General features: G+C 56.7%; 19 protein-coding genes and 1 riboswitch. Of the genes, 8 read left to right on the forward strand and 11 right to left on the reverse strand.

Annotation, left to right across the window (positions count from 1 at the left end; genetic code table 11):
* The first annotated feature begins 14 nt into the window (after positions 1-14).
* From PG1C_RS01045 to PG1C_RS01055, 3 genes are read left to right on the forward strand one after another with little or no spacing between them, the layout of a single operon-like run.
* Positions 15-1175 carry an acyl-CoA dehydrogenase family protein gene (locus PG1C_RS01045; RefSeq protein WP_284431776.1) on the forward strand — a complete coding sequence of 387 codons (1161 nt, stop codon included), beginning with the start codon at positions 15-17 and terminating at the stop codon, positions 1173-1175.
* Positions 1176-1197: 22 nt separating this feature from the next.
* Positions 1198-2448, forward strand: a complete 1251-nt coding sequence (locus PG1C_RS01050; RefSeq protein WP_202635606.1) for a CaiB/BaiF CoA transferase family protein — start codon at positions 1198-1200, stop codon at positions 2446-2448.
* A gap of 32 nt (positions 2449-2480) precedes the next feature.
* Complete coding sequence (locus tag PG1C_RS01055; RefSeq protein WP_202635607.1) at positions 2481-3275, forward strand: SDR family NAD(P)-dependent oxidoreductase; 795 nt, start codon at positions 2481-2483, stop codon at positions 3273-3275.
* A 99-nt stretch (positions 3276-3374) separates the two neighbouring features.
* On the opposite strand, the gene PG1C_RS01060 is transcribed toward PG1C_RS01055, so the two are convergent.
* From PG1C_RS01060 to PG1C_RS01070, 3 genes are all read right to left on the reverse strand, one after another.
* Complete coding sequence (locus PG1C_RS01060; RefSeq protein WP_202635608.1) at positions 3375-3611, reverse strand: hypothetical protein; 237 nt, start codon at positions 3609-3611, stop codon at positions 3375-3377.
* Between the two features lie 257 nt (positions 3612-3868).
* Entirely contained in the window at positions 3869-6829 is a 2961-nt protein-coding gene (locus PG1C_RS01065; protein WP_202635609.1) for a DEAD/DEAH box helicase family protein, read from the reverse strand.
* The gene (locus tag PG1C_RS01070; RefSeq protein ID WP_202635610.1) at positions 6826-8805 is read right to left on the reverse strand and encodes a site-specific DNA-methyltransferase; all 1980 of its coding nucleotides are present in this window, start codon (positions 8803-8805) and stop codon (positions 6826-6828) included. The genes PG1C_RS01065 and PG1C_RS01070 overlap by 4 nt, the downstream gene beginning before the upstream one ends.
* Positions 8806-8931: 126 nt before the next feature.
* Here PG1C_RS01070 and PG1C_RS01075 point away from each other — a divergent pair, with 126 nt between their 5' ends.
* The 3 genes from PG1C_RS01075 (at position 8932) to PG1C_RS01085 (ending at position 10074) form a co-directional block, all read left to right on the forward strand.
* A complete protein-coding gene (locus PG1C_RS01075) occupies positions 8932-9354 on the forward strand; it encodes a helix-turn-helix domain-containing protein (protein ID WP_202635611.1) in 423 nt (140 codons plus the stop codon).
* A gap of 95 nt (positions 9355-9449) precedes the next feature.
* Positions 9450-9692, forward strand: a complete 243-nt coding sequence (locus PG1C_RS01080; RefSeq protein ID WP_202635612.1) for an AbrB/MazE/SpoVT family DNA-binding domain-containing protein — start codon at positions 9450-9452, stop codon at positions 9690-9692.
* Positions 9679-10074, forward strand: coding sequence for a PIN domain-containing protein (locus tag PG1C_RS01085; protein ID WP_202635613.1), 396 nt, complete (start codon positions 9679-9681; stop codon positions 10072-10074). Before PG1C_RS01080 ends, PG1C_RS01085 begins: the two co-directional genes overlap by 14 nt.
* A 202-nt stretch (positions 10075-10276) precedes the next feature.
* Here the strand turns inward: PG1C_RS01085 and PG1C_RS01090 are convergent, their stop codons facing one another.
* From PG1C_RS01090 to PG1C_RS01105, 4 genes are all read right to left on the reverse strand, one after another.
* The gene (locus tag PG1C_RS01090) at positions 10277-10552 is read right to left on the reverse strand and encodes a BrnA antitoxin family protein (RefSeq protein ID WP_202635614.1); all 276 of its coding nucleotides are present in this window, start codon (positions 10550-10552) and stop codon (positions 10277-10279) included.
* Between the two features lie 115 nt (positions 10553-10667).
* On the reverse strand, positions 10668-10892 hold the full coding sequence (locus PG1C_RS01095; RefSeq protein WP_202635615.1) for an addiction module protein: 225 nt from the start codon (positions 10890-10892) through the stop codon (positions 10668-10670).
* 358 nt (positions 10893-11250) lie between these two features.
* Positions 11251-11514, reverse strand: coding sequence for a Txe/YoeB family addiction module toxin (locus PG1C_RS01100; protein WP_202635616.1), 264 nt, complete (start codon positions 11512-11514; stop codon positions 11251-11253).
* Complete coding sequence (locus tag PG1C_RS01105) at positions 11511-11753, reverse strand: type II toxin-antitoxin system Phd/YefM family antitoxin (protein WP_202635617.1); 243 nt, start codon at positions 11751-11753, stop codon at positions 11511-11513. The genes PG1C_RS01100 and PG1C_RS01105 overlap by 4 nt, the downstream gene beginning before the upstream one ends.
* Before the next feature lie 239 nt (positions 11754-11992).
* Positions 11993-12073: riboswitch (S-adenosyl-L-homocysteine riboswitch) on the forward strand.
* Between the two features lie 94 nt (positions 12074-12167).
* Here PG1C_RS01105 and metH point away from each other — a divergent pair.
* Positions 12168-15929: a methionine synthase gene (metH, locus tag PG1C_RS01110; protein WP_202635618.1), complete on the forward strand. Its 3762-nt coding sequence runs from the start codon at positions 12168-12170 to the stop codon at positions 15927-15929.
* Positions 15930-15965: 36 nt separating this feature from the next.
* Here the strand turns inward: metH and PG1C_RS01115 are convergent, their stop codons facing one another.
* Positions 15966-19436 carry a pyruvate carboxylase gene (locus PG1C_RS01115; protein WP_202635619.1) on the reverse strand — a complete coding sequence of 1157 codons (3471 nt, stop codon included), beginning with the start codon at positions 19434-19436 and terminating at the stop codon, positions 15966-15968.
* Between the two features lie 196 nt (positions 19437-19632).
* On the opposite strand from PG1C_RS01115, the gene PG1C_RS01120 reads away from it, so the two are divergent.
* Positions 19633-20535, forward strand: a complete 903-nt coding sequence (locus PG1C_RS01120) for a bile acid:sodium symporter family protein (protein ID WP_202635620.1) — start codon at positions 19633-19635, stop codon at positions 20533-20535.
* Here PG1C_RS01120 and PG1C_RS01125 read toward each other — a convergent pair whose 3' ends face one another.
* Genes PG1C_RS01125 through PG1C_RS01135 form a run of 3 tightly spaced genes read right to left on the reverse strand, consistent with a single transcriptional unit; the run spans position 20536 to position 23043 of the window.
* On the reverse strand, positions 20536-20865 hold the full coding sequence (locus PG1C_RS01125; RefSeq protein WP_202635621.1) for a DUF1840 domain-containing protein: 330 nt from the start codon (positions 20863-20865) through the stop codon (positions 20536-20538).
* Positions 20849-21682 (reverse strand): alpha/beta hydrolase, encoded by an 834-nt coding sequence (locus PG1C_RS01130; RefSeq protein WP_202635622.1) that lies wholly within the window; start codon positions 21680-21682, stop codon positions 20849-20851. The genes PG1C_RS01125 and PG1C_RS01130 overlap by 17 nt, the downstream gene beginning before the upstream one ends.
* 26 nt (positions 21683-21708) lie before the next feature.
* Positions 21709-23043, reverse strand: coding sequence for a multifunctional CCA addition/repair protein (locus tag PG1C_RS01135; RefSeq protein ID WP_202636864.1), 1335 nt, complete (start codon positions 23041-23043; stop codon positions 21709-21711).
* Between the last annotated feature and the right edge of the window lie 8 nt (positions 23044-23051).

A 23051-nucleotide genomic window follows, 5' to 3' on the forward strand; every position in this document is an offset into this window, starting at 1 on the left:
AGGATGCCGCCCCCGTGGATTTTCGCTTAACTGAAGAGCAGCGGTCCTTGCAAACAACCGCTCGCCGCTTTGCCGTTGAGCAAATGACGCCCGTTGCGCGTGAGCTGGAACGCACGGCAACGCCCGTGCCGCACGAGTGGCTGCGGCGTTATGCCGAGATGGGCTTTCTGGGCATTAACGTCGCCCCTGAATACGGTGGCATGGGGCTGGGCAATCTGGAAGCGCTCCTGGTGATTGAAGAATTCGCCAGGGTATCTTCCGCCGTGGCCTTCCCTATTTTTGAGAGCAGCGTAGGGCCTGCGCGGGCGATCGAGCATTTCGCCAGCGAAGCCTTAAAGCGCCGCGTATTGCCCGCCGTTTGCCGAGGCGATCTGGTGGTGGCAGTCGCGATGTCCGAGCCGGATGCGGGCTCTGCCTTGACCGATCTTAAAACCACCGCACGCGTAGAAGGCGATGAAATTGTGATCAATGGGCAAAAGCGCTGGTCCAGCGGCAGCGGCCATTCGGGTGGCTACGTGGTGTATTGCCGCATGTCTGACGCACCCGGCGCCGCTGGCATAGGCGCGATGTATGTGGAAAAAGACACGCCGGGGGTGACGTTCGGCGCGCCGGAACAGTTGCTGGGCTTTCGCGGCATTCCGAGTGCGGACATGTTTTTTGATGCCGTGCGTGTGCCGCAAGACAATGTCATCGTGCCCGCCGGTGGCTTTAAAAAACTGATGGAAGCGTTTGATCTGGAGCGTTGCGGCAACGCCACCATGTGTTTGGGCATTGCGGCAGGTGCCTTGGAGGATGCCTTGCAGTATGTGCAAGAGCGCCAGCAATTTGGCAAGCCGATTGTGGATTTTCAGGCGGTACAGTTAAAGCTGGCGGACATGACCATGAAGGTGGAAGCCACACGCTTGCTGATTCATCGCGCGGCGCAAAATGCCAGCCATGCGTTGCCTTCGATGCTGGAGAGCAGCGTGGCCAAATGCTATGCCAACCAAACCGTGCGTGAGGTGTGTGGCACGGCCTTGCAGCTTTTTGGGGCGTATGGCTATTCAACGCAGTTTCCGATGGAGCAGCGCCTGCGCGATGGCTGGGGCTGGGGCATTGCGGGCGGCACGATTGATATCCAGATGATCAACATCGCGTCGGCGCTGGTGGGACGGCGTTTTAATCAGCGCGCATAGTTATTTACGGCGAGGGCCTGTCATGAAAGAGTTAACACCATCCATAACGGCATCGACAGGCGCAACCGATGTAACCGGCACACCGGGTGCCCTGAGCGGCCTCAAGGTGATCGATTTATCGCGTGTGCTGGGCGGGCCATTTTGCGCTCAAACGCTGGCCGATCATGGCGCGCAGGTGATCAAGGTTGAGCCGCCGCAAGGCGATGAAACCCGTGCCTGGGGGCCACCGTTCAACGATACTGGCCTGGCTGCCTATTATCTTGGCGTGAATCGCAACAAGCAGGGTATGGTGATCGACCTGTCGAGCACCGAAGGACGAGAAATTGTTCTGCGTTTGCTAGAAGACGCCGATGTGCTCATCGAGAATTTCAAAATTGGCACGATGGAGCGCTGGGGTTTGGGCTACGAAGAAGTGCTGCGCGCACGTTTCCCTCGCCTCATTCATTGCCGCGTGAGCGGCTTCGGTGCTGACGGTCCGCTGGGTGGTGCGCCCGGATACGATGCCGTTGCGCAAGCCATGAGTGGGTTGATGAGCATCAATGGTTCGCCGGAATCCGGTGCCACGCGCATCGGTGTGCCGATTGTCGACCTTGCGACGGGCTTGTCTGCGACTATTGGCGTCCTGCTGGCGTTGGCCGAGCGCAATCGTTCGGGCGTAGGCCAGTTCGTTGACGCCACCTTGTATGACACCGCCATCGCGTTGTTGCATCCACATGCCAGCAACTGGTTTATCTCGGGAAACCCGCCGCGCCGTTCGGGCAATGCGCACCCGAATATCGTTCCCTACGACAAATATCCGACCCGCACCTGCGAGATGTTTCTTGGTATCGGTAACAACGGTCAGTTCCGCAAGTTTTGCGCTTACCTTGGCAAACCCGAGCTGGCGACAGATCACCGCTTTATGGACAACAGCGACCGCATTGCCAACCGTACTGTGCTGCGCGAATTGCTCGAAGCAGAGTTGAGCCATGTTGATGGCCATGCGCTTTGTGAAAATTTGATTGCGGCCGGTGTGCCCGCCGGGCCAGTGCTGTCGATACCCGAAGTGCTGACGCACCCGCACACACTGCACCGCAAAATGGCGATCACGACGGCCACTTACACAGGCACGGGCATTCCACTAAAACTCTCGCGCACGCCGGGCAATATCACCAGCCCCTCGCCCGCGTTTGGCGAGCACACCCGAGAAATTCTAGAAGCGCATGGATATGATGCAAATGAAGTACAGGCTTTGCTGGATGAGGGTGTGGTGATCGCTGCACCGACGGTTTAAATAACATAAATTGTTTTTAACAAGGAAAAATAATGGATCTTGATCTGGCAGGCAAATCAGTCATCATTACCGGCGGCGCATCCAACATCGGGCGCGGCATCGTGCTGGCTTATGCGCTTGAAGGTGCGAACATTACCATCGGCGATATTGACCAGCAGCAAGCCGAAAAAGTCGCTGTGCTGGCGCGTGCGCAAGGTGCAAAGAGTGTGCAGGTGATCCCCACGGATGTGACGAACATGGAACAGGTGAAGGCCATGTTTGCCGCAGCCGTCAGCAAGTTTGGCGGGGTGGATGTGCTGGTGAATAATGTCGGCTGGGATCAGCTCATGTTTTTCACGCAAACCACCCCTGCGCTGTGGGAACGCATCATCCGCATTAATTACCTGGGCGTGCTCAACTGCACGCACACTGCGCTAGGCCTGATGATTCCCCAGCAATTCGGCGCCATCGTCTCGATCAGCTCGGATGCCAGTCGCCAAGGGGAACCGAAAGAAGCCGTGTACGGTGGGGTTAAAGCGGCGATCAACAGCTTCATGAAAACCATCGCCAAAGAAAATGGGCGCTACGGCATCCGCTGCAATGTGGTTTGCCCTGGCGTCACCATTCCCGAAGAAGCGGAAGATGTGGGCAGCACCAGCATGTGGTCTGACCCCACCGGCATGTTCACCCCCGAGCAGCTGGAAAAAGTAGCCAACGCCTTGCCTTTGAAGAAAGTCGGGCGGCCAGGGGATGTGGCCAATGCTGTAGTATTTTTGTCGTCCAAAGCCGCAAGCCACGTTACGGGGCAGGTGCTGTCGGTATCTGGCGGCTACAGCATGATTGGCTAGGCCAACTTACCGCGATAAGGGCCGTAGCAACAAAGTTGATGCTGGCTTGAGCGACTTTCTAGCGCGGCTCAAGCCAGCAGTTTTCACGGTGTGTCACCATCAAGCCTGGAAAGACCTGAAATATTGCTGCGCTGCGGCAATATTGTTTGCCAGTATCTTTTTGAAGGCATTGGTGATGTGGTAGTGGTCGGTTGGTTTTCCTTCAATAATCCTTTTATAAAAAACACCGACCTCTTCTGTTGCCTTGACAGCACCGTGCACTACAGTTTCGTTTAGCTCGACAGTATTGGCGATGACTTCTCGAGTTTTGGTTTGTACTTCATCAATGGGTAACATGACATGCTCCTTTAGGAAATGTTGCGATGCACCAATTTCTCACATCATTGCTTTAATGTCAACACTAAATTCGTCCCAAAAAGTCGGCGCTGGTGAGACGGCGAGGTCGTAATAACCACGTAATAAACGGATGGTATAGGGGCGCAGGTCGCGAATATGCCTCCAAGAGATAACGGATCAATGAGTTATCTTCACTGCAGAGGTCATCTTTGGAGCGTACCTCTCGTACCTCTTTTAGGTGCTGCGATATTTTTTGATCAAACCAACGACTGCTGCGCCCCGGCGTCACCCGTGGGCCGCGCACGGGCGTAATCCAGCAGCTCGGCCAGCCGGCCGCTCTTGTTGCGCCAGTCGTGGAACAGCGCTTCGCCGAGCAGCACATAGCGCCACTCGCGGTTATCCCGCTGCTCGGGCGCCAGTCCGTTGATACGTTCGCACCATGCGGCGGCGGCCTTCAACTTGCGCTGCACGTTGGGGTGTATCGTCTGTTGCTGGGCCTTGGTCTCCACGACATACACGCCTGCAGCGGTGCGCATAAAGAAATCCGGCGAATAAAAAGCAGGCAAACCATCCTCTTTCACATAGTGCAAGCGGGCGAATTCGTGGCGGGTTTCGCTGATCTTGCAGAACGCCAGCACACTGCTGTCAGCCTGCGCCCATTCCATGAATGCCCGCTCCAGCCCGCCGTTACGCGTCGGGTAAGGCAGGCGCTCATAGATACACTTAGCGACAGGCAGCGAGGCGCTATCGCGCATGGTCAGCTTATTCACCTCAGACAGCTGACGCTGGCGCACGTCGGTTTCGCCTTGCCAGTCGCGCTGTTCCGATTCCACCAAAGCCAGCGCGAATTTCTCGGTGATGTGGTCCACCAGCGGTTGCAACAGCAGCAGGCGCCAGTTTTCCTTCACCAGCGGGTCAAAGGGTTCGGCGAACAGACGCTCGCGGATGTAGCGTTCCAACCAGCCCGTCAGCTCTGCCGTATTCACCTGCATGTAGGGATTGACGTGGTGATCGGCGATCTTGCGTCCGCGCTGGCTATTGGCAGGCAGCGGCAGTCTCAGCGCCTGGCCGATGCGACGGGTGAGGCGCGCCAGATAGTCGTTGTAGCCGCCGACGCTCATCACCGCGCCCTCGACCCGGTAATCACCGAACAGCGTGGCGCTCTGCAAGTCCTGCGAAACAAAGGTATCGCCCCGGCCCAGCATGCGCGAGAGTTCCGCACGGCTCATCGCAGTGAAGGGCGGCAGCGCCATGACGTCCAGCCCGCGATGATCGAACGTCTCTTCGGCCTCACGCAGGATGAAGGGAATCGCGAAATCAAATGCCTCGAAACCGTCCCGCAGGCCGATGGTCATCATGTCACCGGCGCTGCTGGTGTTGTCGCCCTCCTCGCTGGTCGCACCGACAAGACCTTCTTGCATCAGCTCATCGTAAAAAGACCGGAAGGCCGGATGCTCGACAATGCAGAGGATATCGAGCAGGCTGGCTGGCTCCTGTCCCCGGTTGATCCGTTCGCGGTTTTCGCGCCGGATGTCGGCAAACTCATCCTCGCGCCACATCAGGCGCAGGCCGCGGCCGATAGTCTGCTCCAGCAGAATCTGCGCCTGGCTTGATCTCAGCGGCACGATCACGCAGATGTTGTTCACGTCGAAGCCCTCGCGCAGCATCAGCACGCTGACAATCACGCGGGGCGTGGCATGGCGGTCGACATCGAACAGGCGCTCCTTAATCGGCGCCCACTCTTTTTCGCCCAGTTCCGCCCTGCGTCCCGAGTCAATCGCCATGACTTCTTCTTCACGCAAGCCCTCGTCGCGCAAAAAGTTGGCCACCAGTGGCGAGACCGTGGTGTCTTCGCACACCACCAGCATCTTCGGGTGGCGCACAGCATCCAGCGGGGTAAAATCCGCCTCCAGCTTTTTCAGCTTTTGCAAACCGGCGCGCAACATCACGCGCTGCCCCTCGGCCAGTGTCGGGTTGCCATCCGCGTCACGCTCGGCCTTGAATTCCAGCGGCAGGGCGCCGAGCTCCTTGCGCTTGTCCAGCACCAGCGATTTCACCAGTCCCGCGCGCATGGCCGCTTTGAGATCAAAATCGACGACGATATGCGGGAAGTAAACTTTGCGTTTGTTTTTGCCCGCGCCCGCATCGTTATAAGGCGTGGCCGAGAAATCCACCTGCACGAAACGGCGGCCTTTTTTCTGCGCGATGCGCGTCAGGCTGTTTTGCCACTCGACCTCGCTCGTTTCGCCCTCTTTTTTCAATTCGTGAATGTGGTGCGCTTCATCGTTGAACACCATCAAGGCAGGCAGATCAGCCAGGTAATCGAGCATGCCGCCGCGCGCAAAGCGCCGGTCGAGCGCCTCCAGACTATTGCCAGCCGATTTTCCCGGCGTGAGCGGCAGCAGGTCAGCGATAACCTGTTGCGGGTCGGACAAGGCGTCGTTGGTGCCCGGCACAGCCACTTCCGGCTCCGTCTCTTCCTCGGCTTCCGCCAGCGCATGCCAGTTGGTGACCGCGATGAGGCCGTTGCCGGTCGCCTTGAGGCCGATCTCGTTCTTTTCGCAGACATTGCCGCGCATAAAGCCGAACACCCGTTCCCGTTCGCCTTCGGGGATGAATAGTTCCGCATAGCGTGCCATGTCCGAACTGGCGAAATCCCGCACGCCGTCTTTCAGCCGGCCGCACAGCGCATCGAGCAGGCGCTCATAGACGATCAAGCCCGGCGCCACGATCAGGAAATGGCGCGTGAAGCGCGGGTCCGCATTTTCCCCTGTGTTGCCTTCGGCCTGCGCCGCCGTCCGGTTCAGCAACTGCCAGATCATCAAGACCTGCATCACCCAGGTTTTACCCGTGCCGGTGGCCATCTTCAGGCAATACCTGGGGTGGGCATGCTTGGCCTGCGCGACTTCAGTCAAGCGCGCGCCGGCCAGCAGCGCATCCGGCGCGGCCTGCCGGTAGAGGCTGACGAGATCAGGCGCTGCCAGCACTTCATGGGCGACAATGGTGTTAAGCATCGCCTGCCGCTGCCCGGCGTGAAAATTGAATGGCCGTGTGGCGCAAATGTCCGCGAGAAACCACCAGCGCAACAATTCCGCCGTCGTTGGCGTGACCAGATCGTAAATATCCGCAACACCCTCTTCCAGGCCAATGCACAGCGCATTGGTCTTGGCCGTCAGACCAGCGGCCAGCGCCAGCGGATTCTCGGCAGCGGCCTTCACGCCGCCGCCTCGACGGTTGCAACCACCTCCGCCTCAAAGCCGAACACATCCACCGCGCGCACGCACACGCGGCGCGGGCCGTTCTTGACGGGCAGGGTTAACCGCGCTTGCGTCACCACGCGCAGCGGGTCGCCATCGTTCTCCGTGTTGCCGCGATAGTCCTGCCATACCGAACGGAACACCTGCCCGTCATAGTCCGGGTCCACCGCCCAGTATTCGATCAGCGCCAGCGGCTCCCTGTTCGCCACCGCCTGCAACTTGGCACGGTTGGCCTCGTCGAGGTTGATCGCCTCTGGCGAGAGCAGCACGTAGTTCGCCAGCCTTACCGTCACCGTCTCGCCAGCGCCGACTTTTCTTCGCTCTATCGGATGCAACGTCAGATATTGCAGGCTGGCGAAGCGCACCTGCCCGCGCAACTTTTCCAACCCGCCCTTCTTCTTCAAGCGATCGAGCAGGTCGGGTGGAATCACCAGCACTTCCAGCCGCACGTCGTTCATCGCAGCGATACTCTCGCCGATGCCCGGCTCGAAGTTCCAGCCCAGCACCACCACCTTGTCCCAGCCGCCCATCAGCGTATCGCGCAAGGCCACGGCTTTTTTCAATGTGGCCGCGCCGGTCAGTTTGTTCGGCGAATCGGCCAGCACCAGCGTCTTCGAACCGCCGGCCACGAGCTTGCCCAGGTTGCGGTTGGCGTTCTCTTCCGGCGGCAGCGGCAGCGCGCCGTAGAGCGAGAGCACGATCTGCGACAAGTCGCCAATGCGAAAGCCACGCCCGAGAGATGCCTTGGCCGCCTCCACCTGATAGTCGCCAATCGCCTGGTAAAGAAAAGGCTGCGCGTTCTGGTCGATCAGGCGTTTCCGCATCACCATGCAGGCCGGCTTGCCGAGGTCAGTCGTGATCCAGCGGCGGCCGAGCTTTTCGGCGACGGCGGCGGTGGTGCCTGAGCCGCCGAAGAAATCGGCGATGAGGCCGTTTTCGGGGCAGGAGGCCTGCACTATGCGCTCCAAGAGCTTTTCTGGTTTTTGCGTCGCGTAGTCGATGCGTTCCTTTGCCATTACGTTGATGTCGGGCACTTGCCACACTGAAGTCGCAGCTTTTCCTTTTGACTCCGAAAGGTATTGCTTCCTAAGTTGATCACCACTACCTTGCAACCGATAACGTCCTTTTCCATCAAGGTCATCGTTAGTGAAGCGCTCTGCGATGTACTCATCTGTGTAAGGTTCGTAGATTTTTGAAAATTTTGGCTCCGACGTTTTGCCATAAAAGAAAATTACGTCGTGAGAGTGAATCCAATTTTGCGCAGCTGCCTTCCCTCCTGAAGGGTTCCCACGGTTCCAAATAACTTCACGCTTGAAATTGTCTCGACCCCATATCTCATCCAGAACTAACTTCACGTAATGCCCGACGTGCCAGTCTAGATGCACATAGATCGAGCCGGTCTCGGCCAATAGCTCACGCATCAGAATCAGGCGCGGCGTGATCATCGCCAGATACGAGGCCGTGCCGTCGCTCCAGGTATCCGAGTAGGCGAACTGCTCGATGACGGTGGGTTTTTGTTCCAGTTCCACGCCGGGCAGTACGACCTTGGTGCGGTAGTCGGCCTTGGAGTCGAACGGCGGGTCGATGTAAATCAGGTCGATCTTGCCGCGCAGGCTGGGCGTTTGCTCGTCGCCCGCCAGTAGCGCCGCCATCGCCAGCAGGTTGTCGCCGTAAATCAGGCGATTCGCCCACGGCATGCCGTCAATCGCCGTCTCGCCAGCGCCAGCACGCTGCGTCCCTTCGGGAACTTTTGTATGGCTTTCCCGTTCCGCACTGCGTATCCAGTCCTGCACCGCCGCATCCTTGGCCGGCAACACCCATTCGCGGGTTTGCAGTCCGATGCGGTGACGGCCTTCCAGACTTTCGAGAATGCGCTCGGCTTCCTGTTTCCCCTTGGCGACGATTTCGGGCAGTTGTTCCAGCAGACTTTTAGACATGGTTGTAATTCTTTTTGCACGGCAATCACTTTTCGAGGGCGATTCAACCGAAAGTTCAACGAATAATTGAACCAAGAATACAACAGAAAGTTTAATCACGACGCCACCGGAATTTAAGTTCTGGATATGGATGAAAAAACTGAGTTCGCCGAACGCCTACGTGATGCAATGACCACTGCGGGTTATCAGGCGCGGCCAAGTGTGTTGGAAAAGGAGTTCAACAGCCGCTACTGGGGAAGGTCAGTCACTTTTCAAGCCGTGTCGCGCTGGCTGCGTGGCGAAGCCATCCCCTCTCAGGAAAAACTACAAGTGCTGGCCGACTGGCTGGGCGTCGAGCCGCATGTGCTGCGCTTTGGCGCAGGGCCGATCAAAGCGATTAGGGAAAAGGCCAAGCGATGGGACGAAGGTGTCGGTTATCTGGAGCGCGAGGTGTTTGAAACTTTCTTGTCCCTGCCAGCCCCGCAACGCAAGATCGTGCGCGAGGTGATTTTGACGTTTGCCAAGGCGCAGACAGCGTCCAAGCCAGACAAGAAAAAGCCGCGCGGTTGATGCTGCTGCGGGATGCGGCGTATTGCCGTTAGCTACCGGCCATACCGTGATACCATGGTATTACTTTATTATTTGGTAATACATGGAGGCCGATTATGCTGAGTTCAGCCGTCACAACCAAAGGGCAGGTCACGGTACCTGCCGAAATGCGCGAAAAGTTCGGCATCAAGCCGGGGGATCGGGTGGGTTTTGTTGAAGAAAACGGACGCTTGATTATCCAGCCGCATCCGCAGGGGGTGGCGGCCGCTTTCGGCATCCTTAAAGCCAGAAAATCCGTGAGCCTGTCAGCCATGGATGAGACCATCAAGGCCAAGCGGAAAAACCGTGCTGGCGCTTGATACCAATGTGCTGGTGCGGATTTTGATTGACGATCCGCAGGCTATTGACCAGTGTGCAGCAGCGCGCGCGTTGGCAAGCGCGGCTGGCGAGGTTTATGTGCCACAGGTGGTGCAGATCGAAACCGTCTGGGTTCTGGAGAGCGCCTACGGCTTTGCTCGGGCAGAGCTTGCGGCGGTGCTGGAAACCCTGTTGGGCAACCAGAGTTTTGTGTTGCAACATGCTGATGTTTTGCGCGCCGCGTTAGGCGAATTCCGCAACGGCGCGGCTGATTTTTCTGACTATGTCATCCTGACGCAGGCGCGCGCCGAAAATATGCTGTTGGCGACTTTTGATCGCAAGCTGGGTAAACTGGCAGGTGCGCGTCTGGTGCCAGTCGCATAAAGTGCGGATGACAGAGGGCAACAGAGGGGTAACGGTTTTGGGCACAGTCAGGCCGTAAAAGTCGGTGCTGGTGAGACGGCGTGACCTGACTTAATCGACCCTTTTGCGACCTTTTTTATACCTATTCGGTGGTTACCGCATGATGGGGCAGGGTCGGAGTAGCGGTGCAGACTCTGGCTCTGCGCGAAAATGAAGCGCTGTCTTACACCGGAGAATGGCTCTTGAGCCAATCTTGCAAGGCTGCGTCAACACGGGTTTGCCAGCCTTCGCCGCTGTCACGAAATTGATCGACGACTTCTCGCGATAACCGGATAGTGATGCGCTCTTTAGTGGGCGTTTTTTGCGCGCCACGCACGCCCAGTTTCTTTCTCAGCGCTAGCGGCAATACCTCAGCGGCGGGCTTGAATTTCGCCATATCTGCCGTGGTCAGCTCGCGAACTTCGTCGTTCGCATTAATCAAGGGTTTGTGGCTTGCCATGTCTATTTGCCTCTCTTGCATTTGCCCGCGATTTATAGAACGCTGCAACAGTATGCAATTCTGCCAGAGCAAGTGGAACGATAACGAGCTTCACTGCCGAGGTGTCAATTGAGCGTCACTTCAGCGCGGCACGCACCTGGGCAAGCGCTTGCGCGATTGGAATGGCCTGAACCGCGCCACTTTCGACATCCGCAATCCTGCGTTCGATTTCAACAGCCCATGCGTCCTCAATCTCAGTATCTTCATCAAGGCTGGCTAGCAATAGCTGTGCGAATGCAGCACGCTCACCTGACGTGAGCTTCAGTGCTTCAGCTTCCAATTTTTCAAGTTGATTTCCCATTGTCAAATCCTCTGTAGAACTCGTCAAATATTACTGCGATTGCGATTCTCATGCTCAGATTGGCCAATATGCTGGCGTTGATCCGCTTGAGTGTAGGGGTGAGAGTGCCGCATGGTACGGCCCATGTGTAGAAAGTCGGCGCTGATGAAGCCACTGATGAGGCAACTGCACAGCAAGAAGGGGCAGGACAGAACCCTGCCCGCTTCGCTGTGGATGCGCTACAAGGCGGTCGAGCAAAAAAACGCTCAACTTTGCAGGCCTGGGCTTTGGCTTTGCATTCCCTTCGGTCACATTTCCTTTGGTCAGATTCCGCTTCGCGGGCAGGTCTCCTCGCCGTAGCGGATGGCGAGACGGCGCCTCACTCATAATGTGACCACATCCGCAATACTTTGACGATACCTTGCTCTGCCAGAACTTGATAAACGAGGCGGTGTTGAATATTGATGCGACGTGAATATGCTCCAGCTAAATCACCCACCAGTTTTTCATAAGGCGGTGGATTCTGAAACGGGTTTTCACCAAGAATCGTTAATAAGCCTAACGCCTTCTCTTTTAGTCCGGATGCAGCAAGTTTTTGCGCGTCTTTTTGTGCAGCTTTTGTATAAACCAGCTGCCAACTCACCAAGGCAACTCCTTGGCGCACTCATCCAGCGGGCTTGTCATGCCTTCCCGAATGGATTCACGCATGCCCGGAATAGAAAGCAAATAAACCGTTTCTTGTAGCGCAGCCCAGTCATCCATTGAGACCAAAACCGCATTATTTCGCTTGCCTGTAATAACCACCGGCTCATGGTTTGAGCTGGCTTCATCAACAAGACGATAAAGATTTGACCGAGCCTCGCTAGCCGTCAGTGTACGCATCGCGCACTCCTATAAAGGAAAGCTTAAGCGTACGTTATTACGTACTTTAAGTCAAGCAAGGAACTACTCTGTATCAGCGGTATGCTGTATGAGTATATTTCACTCCATTGCACCTCCCTGCGATATGGACTTTGGCGCATCATACCTTTATAGCGAATTCACTTACCCTTAAACTGAAACATTACCCCTCCCTTGTATCGCTTTGGTTGTCTTCCCCGCCGGTATATAATCTCATCCCTGCTTCCGAGGAGCGCTGCAAGGTCGGGCCGTATGGCTCAAACCCTAGGCTCGGAACCTGTTTTCAACGGCGCTCACCTACCCTGAAATTTTCTGCCGGGGTCACGCGTGAGCCGAACAGCCATATTGCAACATCGCAGCATCGCTCCCCGCCCCGGTCATGAATTGGAGAAACACGTGACCGCAAGCCACCAACCGCAATCTGACCGCAGCTTTGAGCTGCGCGATTTGCTCGCGCAGCGCATTCTTATTCTGGATGGCGCCATGGGCACCATGGTGCAGCAGCATGGTTTGAAAGAAGCGGACTATCGCGGCGAGCGTTTTCTGGCTCACGGCAAAGACCTGAAGGGTAACAACGATCTGCTCTGCCTGACGCGGCCGGACGTGATTCGCGGCATCCACACGGCGTATCTGGAAGCCGGAGCGGATATTCTCGAGACCAACAGCTTCAATGCCACGCGCGTCTCGCAAGCGGAATATGGTTTGGCGGATCTTGCGTTTGAGTTGAATGTGGCCGCAGCGCGCCTGGCGCGTGAGGCGGCGGACACGTTTTCCACGCCGGATAAACCGCGCTTTGTCGCCGGGGTGCTGGGGCCCACATCGCGCACGGCGTCGCTCTCGCCAGACGTGAATGATCCTGGCGCGCGCAATGTTACTTTTGATGCGCTCGTTACCAATTACATCGAATCTGCCCGCGGCTTGACGGAAGGTGGCGCGGATATTTTGCTGGTCGAAACCATTTTCGATACGCTGAACGCCAAAGCCGCGTTGTTCGCGATTGAAAAGTTTTTCGACGAGGCAGGCCGCCGCTGGCCGGTGATGATTTCCGGCACCATTACCGATGCTTCCGGCCGCACGCTCTCGGGCCAGACGGCGGAAGCTTTCTGGAATTCGCTGCGCCACGTCAAGCCGTTGTCGTTCGGCCTTAACTGCGCACTGGGTGCAAAAGAATTGCGCCAGTATGTGGTCGAAATTTCGCGTCTGTGCGATTGCTTTGTTTCTGCTCACCCCAATGCTGGTTTGCCGAATGCGTTTGGTGGCTATGATGAAACGCCAGAGATGCTGGCTGAAGAAATCCGCGAATGGGGCGAAGCCGGCATTATCAATATCGCCGGTGGTTGCTGTGGCACCACGCCGAATCACATCCGCGTCATGGCTGAGGCGTTGAAAAACTGCCCGCCGCGCCGTCCTGTCAGCGCCAGCGCGATGCGTCCCTTCGGGAACTTTTCGCTGCGTTTATCGGGGTTGGAGGCTTTCAATATTACCGACGACAGCCTGTTCGTGAACGTGGGCGAGCGCACCAATGTCACCGGCTCCAAAGCCTTCGCCCGCATGATTCTCGAAGGCCGCTTTGATGATGCGTTGGCGGTTGCGCGGCAGCAGGTAGAAAATGGCGCGCAGGTTATCGATATCAACATGGACGAAGCGATGCTCGACTCGCAGGCGGCGATGGTGAAGTTCCTCCATCTCGTTGGCTCCGAGCCGGACATCTGCAAAGTGCCGATCATGCTTGATTCCTCGAAGTGGGAGGTGATTGAAGCGGGCCTGAAATGCATCCAGGGCAAGGGCATTGTCAATTCGATTTCGATGAAAGAAGGCGAGGCGAAGTTTCTCGGGCAGGCGCGGCTGGCGCGGCGCTACGGCGCAGCGGTGATCGTGATGGCTTTTGACGAACAAGGTCAGGCCGATACCTTCGAGCGCAAAACGAATATCTGCAAACGCGCGTATGACTTGCTGGTCGCTGATGGTTTTCCGGCCGAAGATATTATTTTTGACGCCAACATTTTTGCCATCGCCACCGGCATTCCCGAGCACGATAACTACGCGGTGGATTTCATCAACGCCGTGCGCTGGATCAAGGACAACCTGCCGCATGCACGCACCTCGGGCGGTGTTTCCAACGTCTCGTTTTCTTTCCGCGGTAACGACTCTGTACGTGAAGCGATTCACACGGTGTTTCTGTATCACGCGGTCAAAGCCGGACTCACCATGGGTATTGTCAATGCCGGGCAACTGGGCGTGTATGACGATCTTGACCCGGTGCTGCGTGAAAAAGTGGAAGACGTGGTGCTCAACCGAAAAGTCGGCGCTGGCGAGACGCTGGTGGAATTTGCCAGCACAGTCAAAGGTCAGGCCAAAGAGCAAGTGGTTGATCTGGCCTGGCGCGATGCGTCGGTAGAAAAGCGGCTGGAACACGCCATGGTCAGAGGCATCACCGAGTTCGTGGTGGCCGACACCGAAGAGTGCCGCGCCACGCTGATGGGCGAAGGCAAACCGCCGCTCTCGGTTATCGAAGGGCCGCTGATGGCGGGCATGAACGTGGTGGGCGATCTGTTCGGCGCAGGCAAGATGTTTTTGCCGCAGGTGGTTAAATCCGCCCGCGTGATGAAGCTCGCGGTGGCGCATCTGTTGCCCTATATCGAAGCGGAAAAAAAGCGCACGGGTTCCACCAGCAAAGGCAAGATCATCATGGCCACAGTAAAGGGCGATGTCCATGACATCGGCAAAAACATCGTCGGTGTGGTGCTCGGCTGCAATGGCTACGATGTGGTTGATCTGGGCGTCATGGTGCCGGTAGACAAAATTTTGCACGCCGCCAAAGAGCATGGTGCGCAAGCTATCGGGCTGTCGGGTTTGATCACGCCGTCGCTGGAAGAAATGGCGCACATTGCCAGCGAAATGAAGCGTCAGGGATTGGGTGGCAAGGGCGGCAACGGCCCGATGCCGCTACTGATCGGTGGCGCCACGACCAGCCGTGCGCATACCGCGATAAAAATCGCACCGAATTACGACGGTCCGGTGGTGTATGTGCCAGATGCTTCGCGCGCTGTGGGTGTGGTGACGCAATTACTCTCGATCGATATGCGTGCCGCGTTTGTTGATGAGGTGGCGGCCGACTACGAGAAAGTGCGCGTTCAGCACGCGGCAAAAAAAGGTGTGCCCTTGGTATCCCTTGCGGCAGCGCGGGCTAATCGCGCCAAGCTTGACTATGCGCCCGTCAAACCGCGCCAGCTGGGCGTCAGTGTGTTGCGCGATCTTGATTTGGCGACACTGGCCGACTATATCGATTGGGGCCCGTTTTTTCAGACCTGGGATCTGGCCGGGCACTTTCCGGAGATTCTCGACGATGCGGTGGTGGGTGAAGCGGCACGCAACGTTTACCGTGATGCTCAGACGATGTTGCAACAAGTGATCGCAGAAAAGTGGATGACGGCCAACGCCGTATTTGGCCTGTTTCCGGCCAACGCGGTGGGTGACGACATCGTGTTTTTTGATGATGAATCGCGCACTACGCCGCTGATGACCTGGCACGGATTGCGCCAGCAACAGGAGCGTCCGGCGGGTAAACCGCATCAGTGTTTATCTGATTTTGTCGCGCCCAAGTCGGGGCAAAAAATCGGCGATGGCGATACGGTGGCAAAGACCGCCATTCCCGATTACGCCGGTGCGTTTGCCGTGAGCGCGGGCATCGGCATCGAGAAAAAACTGGCCGAGTTTGCCGCGCAGCATGATGACTACCGCGCCATTCTTTTAAAGTCGCTCGCTGATCGTTTGGCTGAAGCGGCGGCTGAATGGTTGCACGCGCAGGTACGCCGTGACGCCTGGGGCTACGCTGCGGACGAGACCTTAGCGTTTGATGAGATGATTGCCGAAAAATATCGCGGCATTCGCCCGGCACCGGGCTATCCGGCATGCCCCGACCACACCGTTAAAGCCGCGCTGTTCCAGTTGCTTGACGCACCGGCCAATGCGGACATGGAATTAACCGAGAACTTTGCCATGACCCCCGCCGCTTCAGTTGCCGGGTTTTATCTGGCGCACCCCGAAGCGAAATATTTTGCTGTCACCAAAATCGGTCGCGACCAGCTGGAAGACTGGGCACAGCGCAGCGGCATGCCGGTGAGCGAAGCTGAACGGTGGCTGGCACCGTTGCTTTAAAAGTAGCTGTCCCGGTTTGACCACTGAGTTTGTCACCTAGTCAGCCACTGTCAGCAGTAAATCTTTCGGGTTAACTGCCTGCCCTTTTTTCGCAAACACGTCGACAATCGTCATATCGTGTTCAGCGCGAACAACCGATTCCATCTTCATCGCTTCAATAGACACCAGTGGGTCGCCGCGCTTCACTTTCTGGCCGGGTTTTACGGATACTGTGACGATCGTTCCTGGCATCGGGGCACCAATATGCGCTGGATTGCCACTATCTGCCTTGGGCCGTTCGCGCCGCGTTTGCGTTTGTGACACGCCCGTTTTTTGAACACGTACCAAACGAGGTTGACCGTTGAGCTCAAAAAAGAGTTTTTTGGCGTCGCCCTCATCGTCCGTGATGTCAGCGCTACCCTGCAAGCGGATGATTAATGTTTTGCCTGCATCAATGGCCACAGAAACTTCTTCACCTTGTGCCATGCCGTTGAAAAATACCGGTGTAGGCAATTGGCTGACATCACCATACTTAATGTGGTGCGCACAAAAATCCGTGAATACTTTGGGATACATCAGCCACGATGCGAGGTCTTGGTCGCTGAGCTGGCGACCAACGGTTTTCTCAGCGAGGTGACGTTCCGCATCGAGATCAACGGCGGGCAGCCCCTTGCCTGGCCGCTCAGGCATTGGCTTCCTGCCTTGCAGAATCTTGTCTGACAGCGCTTCTGGAAAGCCTTCCGGTGGCCGGCCCAGTTCGCCCTTAAAGAGCGAGACAACCGATTCGGGGAAGGCCACTTCCCGTGCAGGGTCGGTCACATCATCGGGGCTAAGATCATTGGCTACCATGAACAAAGCCATATCGCCAACAACTTTGGAGGTGGGCGTGACTTTAACGATGTCACCAAAGAGCTGATTGACCTCCGCATAGGCGCCGGATACCTCCGGCCAGCGGTGTTCCAACCCCATGGCGCGGGCTTGTTCGCGCAAGTTGGTGTACTGACCGCCGGGCATTTCGTGGTGATAGACATCCGATGTTCCGGAGCGAATATCTGCCTCGAACGGTGCATAAAACCGCCGTACACCTTCCCAGTAATTTGAAATCTCGCGCATGGCATTGGTATCTACTTCAGGCGCCCGATCGCTGCCAGCCAAGGCATCGGCAATCGAGGTCAGGTTCGGTTGCGAGGTTAAGCCAGAGAGGGCATCCAAGGCCCCATCGACGGCGTCAACACCGGCTTCCACCGCAGCCAGCACGGAGGCTGCGGCAATACCGGATGTGTCATGGGTGTGGAAATGAATGGGCAAGCCAGTTTCATCTCGCAGGGCTGCAACCAGCGTACGAATTGCCCGCGGCCGACACACGCCCGCCATATCTTTTATGCCCAGAATATGCGCCCCGGCTTTTTCCAGCTGTTTGGCCATGGTGACGTAATATTTGAGATCAAATTTGGCGCGTTTGGGATCAAAAATATCGCCGGTGTAGCAGATCGCCGCTTCACACACGCCGCCCGATTCGATCACGCTGTCCATGGCAACCCGCATGTTGTCCACCCAATTGAGTGAATCGAAAACGCGAAAAATATCGATGCCTGCTTGGGCTGCCTGCTGGATGAAAAACTGAACCACGTTGTCCGGATAATTGGTGTAACCCACCGCATTGGCAGAACGCAACAGCATTTGGAAAGGAATATTCGGTATGCGCTCACGCAATTTAGCCAAGCGCTCCCAGGGGTCTTCTTTCAGGAAGCGTAACGCCACATCGAAGGTTGCCCCACCCCAACATTCCATGGAGAGTAGCTGTGGTAGCAAGCGGGCATAATGCGGGGCGATATCCAGCATGTCGCGCGTGCGCATGCGCGTGGCAAACAGTGACTGATGCGCATCGCGCATGCTGGTGTCAGTCAGCATGACCTGCGGGTTGGCGCGTAACCACTGGGCGAACCCGGTGGGCCCTAGTATTTTTAAGCGATCCCGCATGCCGGCAGGTATCGCGCTGATGAGGTTGCTGGGGTTGCCACGGGGTTTCATCGCTGGCGCCAGCACATGGTCGGGCTTTTTGCGACCCGCCATTTCCGGATTGCCGTTGACGACCACATCGCCTATGAAGCGTAAGAGACGTGTCGCGCGATCACGGCGGGGGCTAAAACGAAACAGCTCGGGGGTGTCATCGATAAATCGCGTGGTGCACTCACCCGAACGAAACAGCGGATGACGAATAACATTTTCCAGAAAATGCAGATTCGTCGCTACGCCACGGATGCGAAATTCGCGCAAGGCGCGATCCATCCGCCTGATTGCCTCGGTAGGGGTTTGGCCACGGGTGGTTACTTTGACCAGCAGGGAATCAAAAAATGGTGTGATGATCGCGCCGCTATAGGCCGTGCCACCATCCAGGCGGACGCCAAAACCGGCAGCGCTGCGGTAAGCCGTAATGGGGCCGTAATCGGGCGTGAAATTGTTTTCCGGGTCTTCCGTGGTGATGCGGCATTGCAAGGCATGGGCGAGCAGCCGTACCTCATGCTGCGCCGGCAGTCCTGAGTTTTCCTCACCCATGCGCGCGTCCTGGCTGATGCGAATTTGCGCTTTGACAATGTCGATTCCCGTGACTTCTTCGGTAACCGTGTGTTCAACCTGGATGCGCGGATTAACCTCGATGAAATAGTAATGACCTGTTTCGACATTCATCAGAAACTCGACCGTTCCGGCATGGGTGTAGTCCACTTTGCGGCACAGCTTCAAGGCGGTTTCGCACAGATCAGTGCGCGTTGCTTCGTCAAGATAAGGCGCTGGCGCGCGCTCCACGACTTTCTGGTTGCGCCGCTGCACTGAGCAGTCGCGTTCAAACAGGTGTATCAGTTGGCCATGTAGATCACCCAATACCTGTACTTCAACATGGCGGGCATGGCGTATGAGTTTTTCCAGATACATTTCATCGCTGCCAAAAGCGGCGAGCGATTCGCGCCGCCCGGCGGCGACCAATTCATCGAGTGTGGCTTCCGATTCAATGACGCGCATGCCGCGACCGCCACCACCCCAACTGGCCTTGAGCATGAGCGGATAGCCAATGTCTTGTGCTAAACGCCGCATTTGGGCAGGATCATCCGGCAAGGTGCCGGTAGCAGGAATGACAGGCACACCCGCCGCAATAGCGGCTTCACGCGCTGCCACTTTGTTGCCCAAGGTGCGCATGACCTCGGGCCGCGGGCCAATGAAAATAATGCCTTCACGCGCGCAAGCTTCGGCGAAGTCGGGGTTTTCCGAAAGAAACCCATACCCTGGGTGAATCGCATCAACTCCAGCTTCTTTGGCAACACGCAGGATGTCCTCGATATCAAGATAGGCCTCGATGGGCTTCTTGCCTTCGCCGACGAGATAGCTCTCATCCGCCTTGAAGCGGTGCAGCGCAAAGCGATCTTCATTGGCATAAATGCCCACCGTGCGGATGCCTAATTCACTGGCAGCACGCATCACGCGAATGGCTATTTCACTGCGGTTGGCAACCAGCAAGCTACGAATTTTCTTCATGGTTCAATCCAGGGGGCAAAGCGCACAGGAGAAAAAACCCATGCGAGAAAAAGAGTAGTAAAACAGGGACTGCGCATTGTACCTACAGGCTGCCTTTGCATAGAATGAGTGTGCGGCGTAAATGCGTTTTCAGTACGACTGAACAGCATGCATGGCCAGCATATTCATAAAAAATTATTGAGGATACCCATTCACCATGACAACTCTGAATCTGCTGGCTCATGTTCCCACCTTGATGCTGCTTTGTTTGGGATTAATGATGTTCGGCCTGGGCTTGTCGCTCACGCTGGCCGACTTTGTTCGCCTCAAGACGCACCCTAAAGCTGTTGTGATTGCGTTATCGCTGCAACTGATTATTCTGCCGTTGGCCTGTTACGCGCTGATCGTTTTCTTTGATTTGACGCCCATCTATGCCGTTGGCTTGATGCTTTTAGCAGCATCCCCTGGTGGAATCTCTGCCAATCTTTTCAGCCATTTGTTCGGTGGTAATCTGGCGATGAACATTTCGCTTACCGCGATCAACACCGTGCTATCGATTATTACCTTGCCGCTGATTGCCAATCTGGCGATTGAAATTTTTGCCAAAACAGGGCAAGTCGTACCCTTGCAGATGGGTAAGGTAGTTGAAGTGATTGTGCTGATAATAATACCCGTGTCGATTGGCATGCTCGCACGGGTTAAAGCACCCAGGTTTGCTGCCCGGATGGATAAGCCGATGAAAATATTCAGCGCCTTGCTGTTACTGGCATTGATGGGGTTGACACTGATGCGTGAATGGAATGCGCTATTGCAGTATTTCAGTCACTTGGGCCCTGCGGTGGTGATATTCAATTTGATCAGTTTGTTTTCTGGTTTTTACGTGAGCCGCCTGTCTGGGCTGGATAAACCGATGGCGACGGCTATCAGCTATGAGATCGGCATCCATAACGCGGCCTTGGCCATGTATATCGGCATGAAGGTGCTGAACAATCCAGGGCTGGCGCTGCCCTCGGCTATTTATTCGGCCAGCATGCTCATTATTGGGGCAATTTTTGGTTTTCTGGTGCTCGGCAGGGGTGGTAAAGCGACGGCCAGCGAAGTGCAGTTACACCGTATTTAATTACACACCCCAAACCACAGGCTTTTGTTTTTTCTGCGCCCATTCAATGAGATCAAGTAAGGGTGTGGCGCGCTGATAAAGACTGACAAAGGGGCGCTCGCCAAAGGCCCCTTTTTCTTTCAGCGGTCGCTCTTCTTCGGGCATTGCAGTGAGGCGCTGTTTGTCTTCACTAATCGCTGTTTTTAAACAGCGAATTGCTTCGGGCAATTGCTCGATGGTGATAATGCCTTGGTCAGTGGCGTCTTTGCCCATGATCTGCATCAAGCGGTGGGCAACATCACGAAACATGATGACGTCCCCCGCTGCAGCTGATTTAAACGTAATGATCATTTCTGTTTCCCTTTTTCAGTTGCAAATGTTGCAACCAGTCTAGCAGGCCTTGGGCGGGCTTTTCCCAGTCGCGCTCAAGCATCAGACCGTGCCCCATGCCGGGGAAAATATGTGCGGTGACGCCATAGGTTCGCGCGGTCATTTCAACGAGGGATGCGGCGATCAGATGGTCAAGTTCAGCGCCTTGAACAAGCAAGGGTGTGCGGCGTACAAGTCCTGTTTGCAGCAGACAGAATAGCGACATATCCCACAGAGCCCGGTGTGATTCCGGTTGCGCCATGCGATAAAAGCGTTGCAGTTGATCGACACTGACTGGCTGTGCAAACAGCGCCTCACGCAAAGAATCCAGCGCAACCTGGCCACCGCTGAGCATCGTGTTCAAATCTTTCATCAGTCCCGGCCGTGAAAACAGCAAACCCATGGCGGCAGAAAGCAAGCCTTGCGGCGGAACAGAACACATCAATACGGCGGCAGGGGTCGTGTGTTTTTCCAGATATTTCTGGACGACAAACCCGCCCATGGAGTGCCCGATCAGCACGGGTGGTGCAGGCAAACCAGCGACTGCAATTGCCACATCATTCACGTAATCGTCGATAGACAGCGTATCGAGCCTGTCGCGTCCAGGGGATGCCCCATGACCAGACAAGCTGAGCGCATGCGCGATATAACCTGCCTCGGCAAAAAACGGTAGAAAATGCTCATCCCAACACCAGGCGGCGGTGAAGGCCCCATGAATAAACAATAGCGGTGTGGCATGTGCTGCGCCAGGCGGCCGGCGCGTGAGTAGTTCATAGGGTTTTTCGTGGGGCATATTCATTTTTATTTTTCTTCGGGTACGGTTATCTAAGGGTTAATTTTTTTGATTGCATCTAGCCGCGCTGAACGCACACGAGCAGCAATCATCGATGCGAGGCGCGAGGAAGGTGAAACGAAAGACGTTTCTGTACTCTCTTTGGCGGTAGTGTTTTCCATCGCCGCCGCATCACCAGCGCGGTGCGTTCCTTCGGGAACTTTTTGGGCCGCTTCTGTGTGCTGCATGAGCTCACGCGCAATGGCCCCTGCATCAACGGTGCGCACGGCAGCCAGCGCTGCCTGCCACGCGTGTGCCTGCGGGTAGGCGCGCGCTTCCCAGCCGAGGCGGCCGCGATAATCGGCTTCGCATGCCAGCAAAATTTGCAGGAAGCGCTCAGGTCGGCGCAGGGCATCGCAGGCTTCCAGCAACTCCAGCTGAGTGGTCGGGCGCAGCTCATCAACGCGGTGGATGCTGCCGTGATAGCGGGCGACAAGCCGCGCCACCTCGCGGCAGTCGCTGGGCACGCGCAAGCGATCGCATAGCGGGGCGAGCAGTGCGACACTTTTTTGCTCATGCCCCGGATGCCGCGGTAGTACATCGGCCGGTGTCAGCCCCTTGCCCAAGTCGTGAGTGAGCGCAGAAAACCGCGCGGGCAGCGGTGCAGCAAGGCGCGCCGCCATATCAATGACCATCATCACATGCACGAAGGTATCGATCTCGGGGTGAAAATCTGCCCGTTGCGGCACATCTTTTAGCGCGGCAAGTTCGGGCAGCAATTTGTCCAAGGCACCACAGGCGTCGAGCACCGCGAACATGCGCGAGGGCGTGGCTTCCATCAACCCGCGGGCAAGTTCTTGCCAGACACGCTCGGGCACCAGTGCATCGATTTCGCCCCCTGTCACCATCTGTTGCATGAGCGTGAGGGTTTCCTCTGCCAGCGTGAAGTCACTAAAGCGCGCGGCAAAGCGCGCTACGCGAAGGATACGCACCGGGTCTTCGGCGAAGGCGGGCGAGACATGGCGCAAGACTTTCGCGGCCAGATCGGCGCGACCGCCGTAAGGGTCGATCAGCGTGCCGTTGTCGCCTTTGGCGATGGCGTTGATGCTTAAATCACGGCGACGTAAATCTTCTTCCAGAGTCACTGCGGAATCTGCATGAAAGATAAATCCGGTATAGCCCGGCGCGGTTTTACGCTCGGTGCGGGCGAGCGCATATTCTTCGTGTGTCCTGGGGTGAAGGAACACGGGGAAATCGCGTCCCACCGGCACAAAACCTTGCGCCTGCATGGCTTCGGGCGTTGTGCCCACCACCACCCAGTCGTGATCTTTTACAGGCAGACCTAAAAGTTCGTCACGCACCGCGCCGCCGACGGCATAAATTTTCATCATCCAGG

Origin of the sequence: Rugosibacter aromaticivorans (assembly GCF_000934545.1) — a bacterium.
GTDB lineage: Bacteria > Pseudomonadota > Gammaproteobacteria > Burkholderiales > Rhodocyclaceae > Rugosibacter > Rugosibacter aromaticivorans.

Coding starts and splice junctions, on each gene's coding strand:
- PG1C_RS01050 (WP_202635606.1), top strand. CDS start 1,198: ATGAAAGAGTTAACACCATCCATAACGGCATCGACAGGCGCAACCGAT.
- PG1C_RS01055 (WP_202635607.1), top strand. CDS start 2,481: ATGGATCTTGATCTGGCAGGCAAATCAGTCATCATTACCGGCGGCGCA.
- PG1C_RS01060 (WP_202635608.1), bottom strand. CDS start 3,611: ATGTTACCCATTGATGAAGTACAAACCAAAACTCGAGAAGTCATCGCC.
- PG1C_RS01070 (WP_202635610.1), bottom strand. CDS start 8,805: ATGTCTAAAAGTCTGCTGGAACAACTGCCCGAAATCGTCGCCAAGGGG.
- PG1C_RS01075 (WP_202635611.1), top strand. CDS start 8,932: ATGGATGAAAAAACTGAGTTCGCCGAACGCCTACGTGATGCAATGACC.
- PG1C_RS01080 (WP_202635612.1), top strand. CDS start 9,450: ATGCTGAGTTCAGCCGTCACAACCAAAGGGCAGGTCACGGTACCTGCC.
- PG1C_RS01090 (WP_202635614.1), bottom strand. CDS start 10,552: ATGGCAAGCCACAAACCCTTGATTAATGCGAACGACGAAGTTCGCGAG.
- PG1C_RS01095 (WP_202635615.1), bottom strand. CDS start 10,892: ATGGGAAATCAACTTGAAAAATTGGAAGCTGAAGCACTGAAGCTCACG.
- PG1C_RS01105 (WP_202635617.1), bottom strand. CDS start 11,753: ATGCGTACACTGACGGCTAGCGAGGCTCGGTCAAATCTTTATCGTCTT.
- PG1C_RS01115 (WP_202635619.1), bottom strand. CDS start 19,436: ATGAAGAAAATTCGTAGCTTGCTGGTTGCCAACCGCAGTGAAATAGCC.
- PG1C_RS01120 (WP_202635620.1), top strand. CDS start 19,633: ATGACAACTCTGAATCTGCTGGCTCATGTTCCCACCTTGATGCTGCTT.
- PG1C_RS01125 (WP_202635621.1), bottom strand. CDS start 20,865: ATGATCATTACGTTTAAATCAGCTGCAGCGGGGGACGTCATCATGTTT.
- PG1C_RS01130 (WP_202635622.1), bottom strand. CDS start 21,682: ATGAATATGCCCCACGAAAAACCCTATGAACTACTCACGCGCCGGCCG.
- PG1C_RS01135 (WP_202636864.1), bottom strand. CDS start 23,043: ATGAAAATTTATGCCGTCGGCGGCGCGGTGCGTGACGAACTTTTAGGT.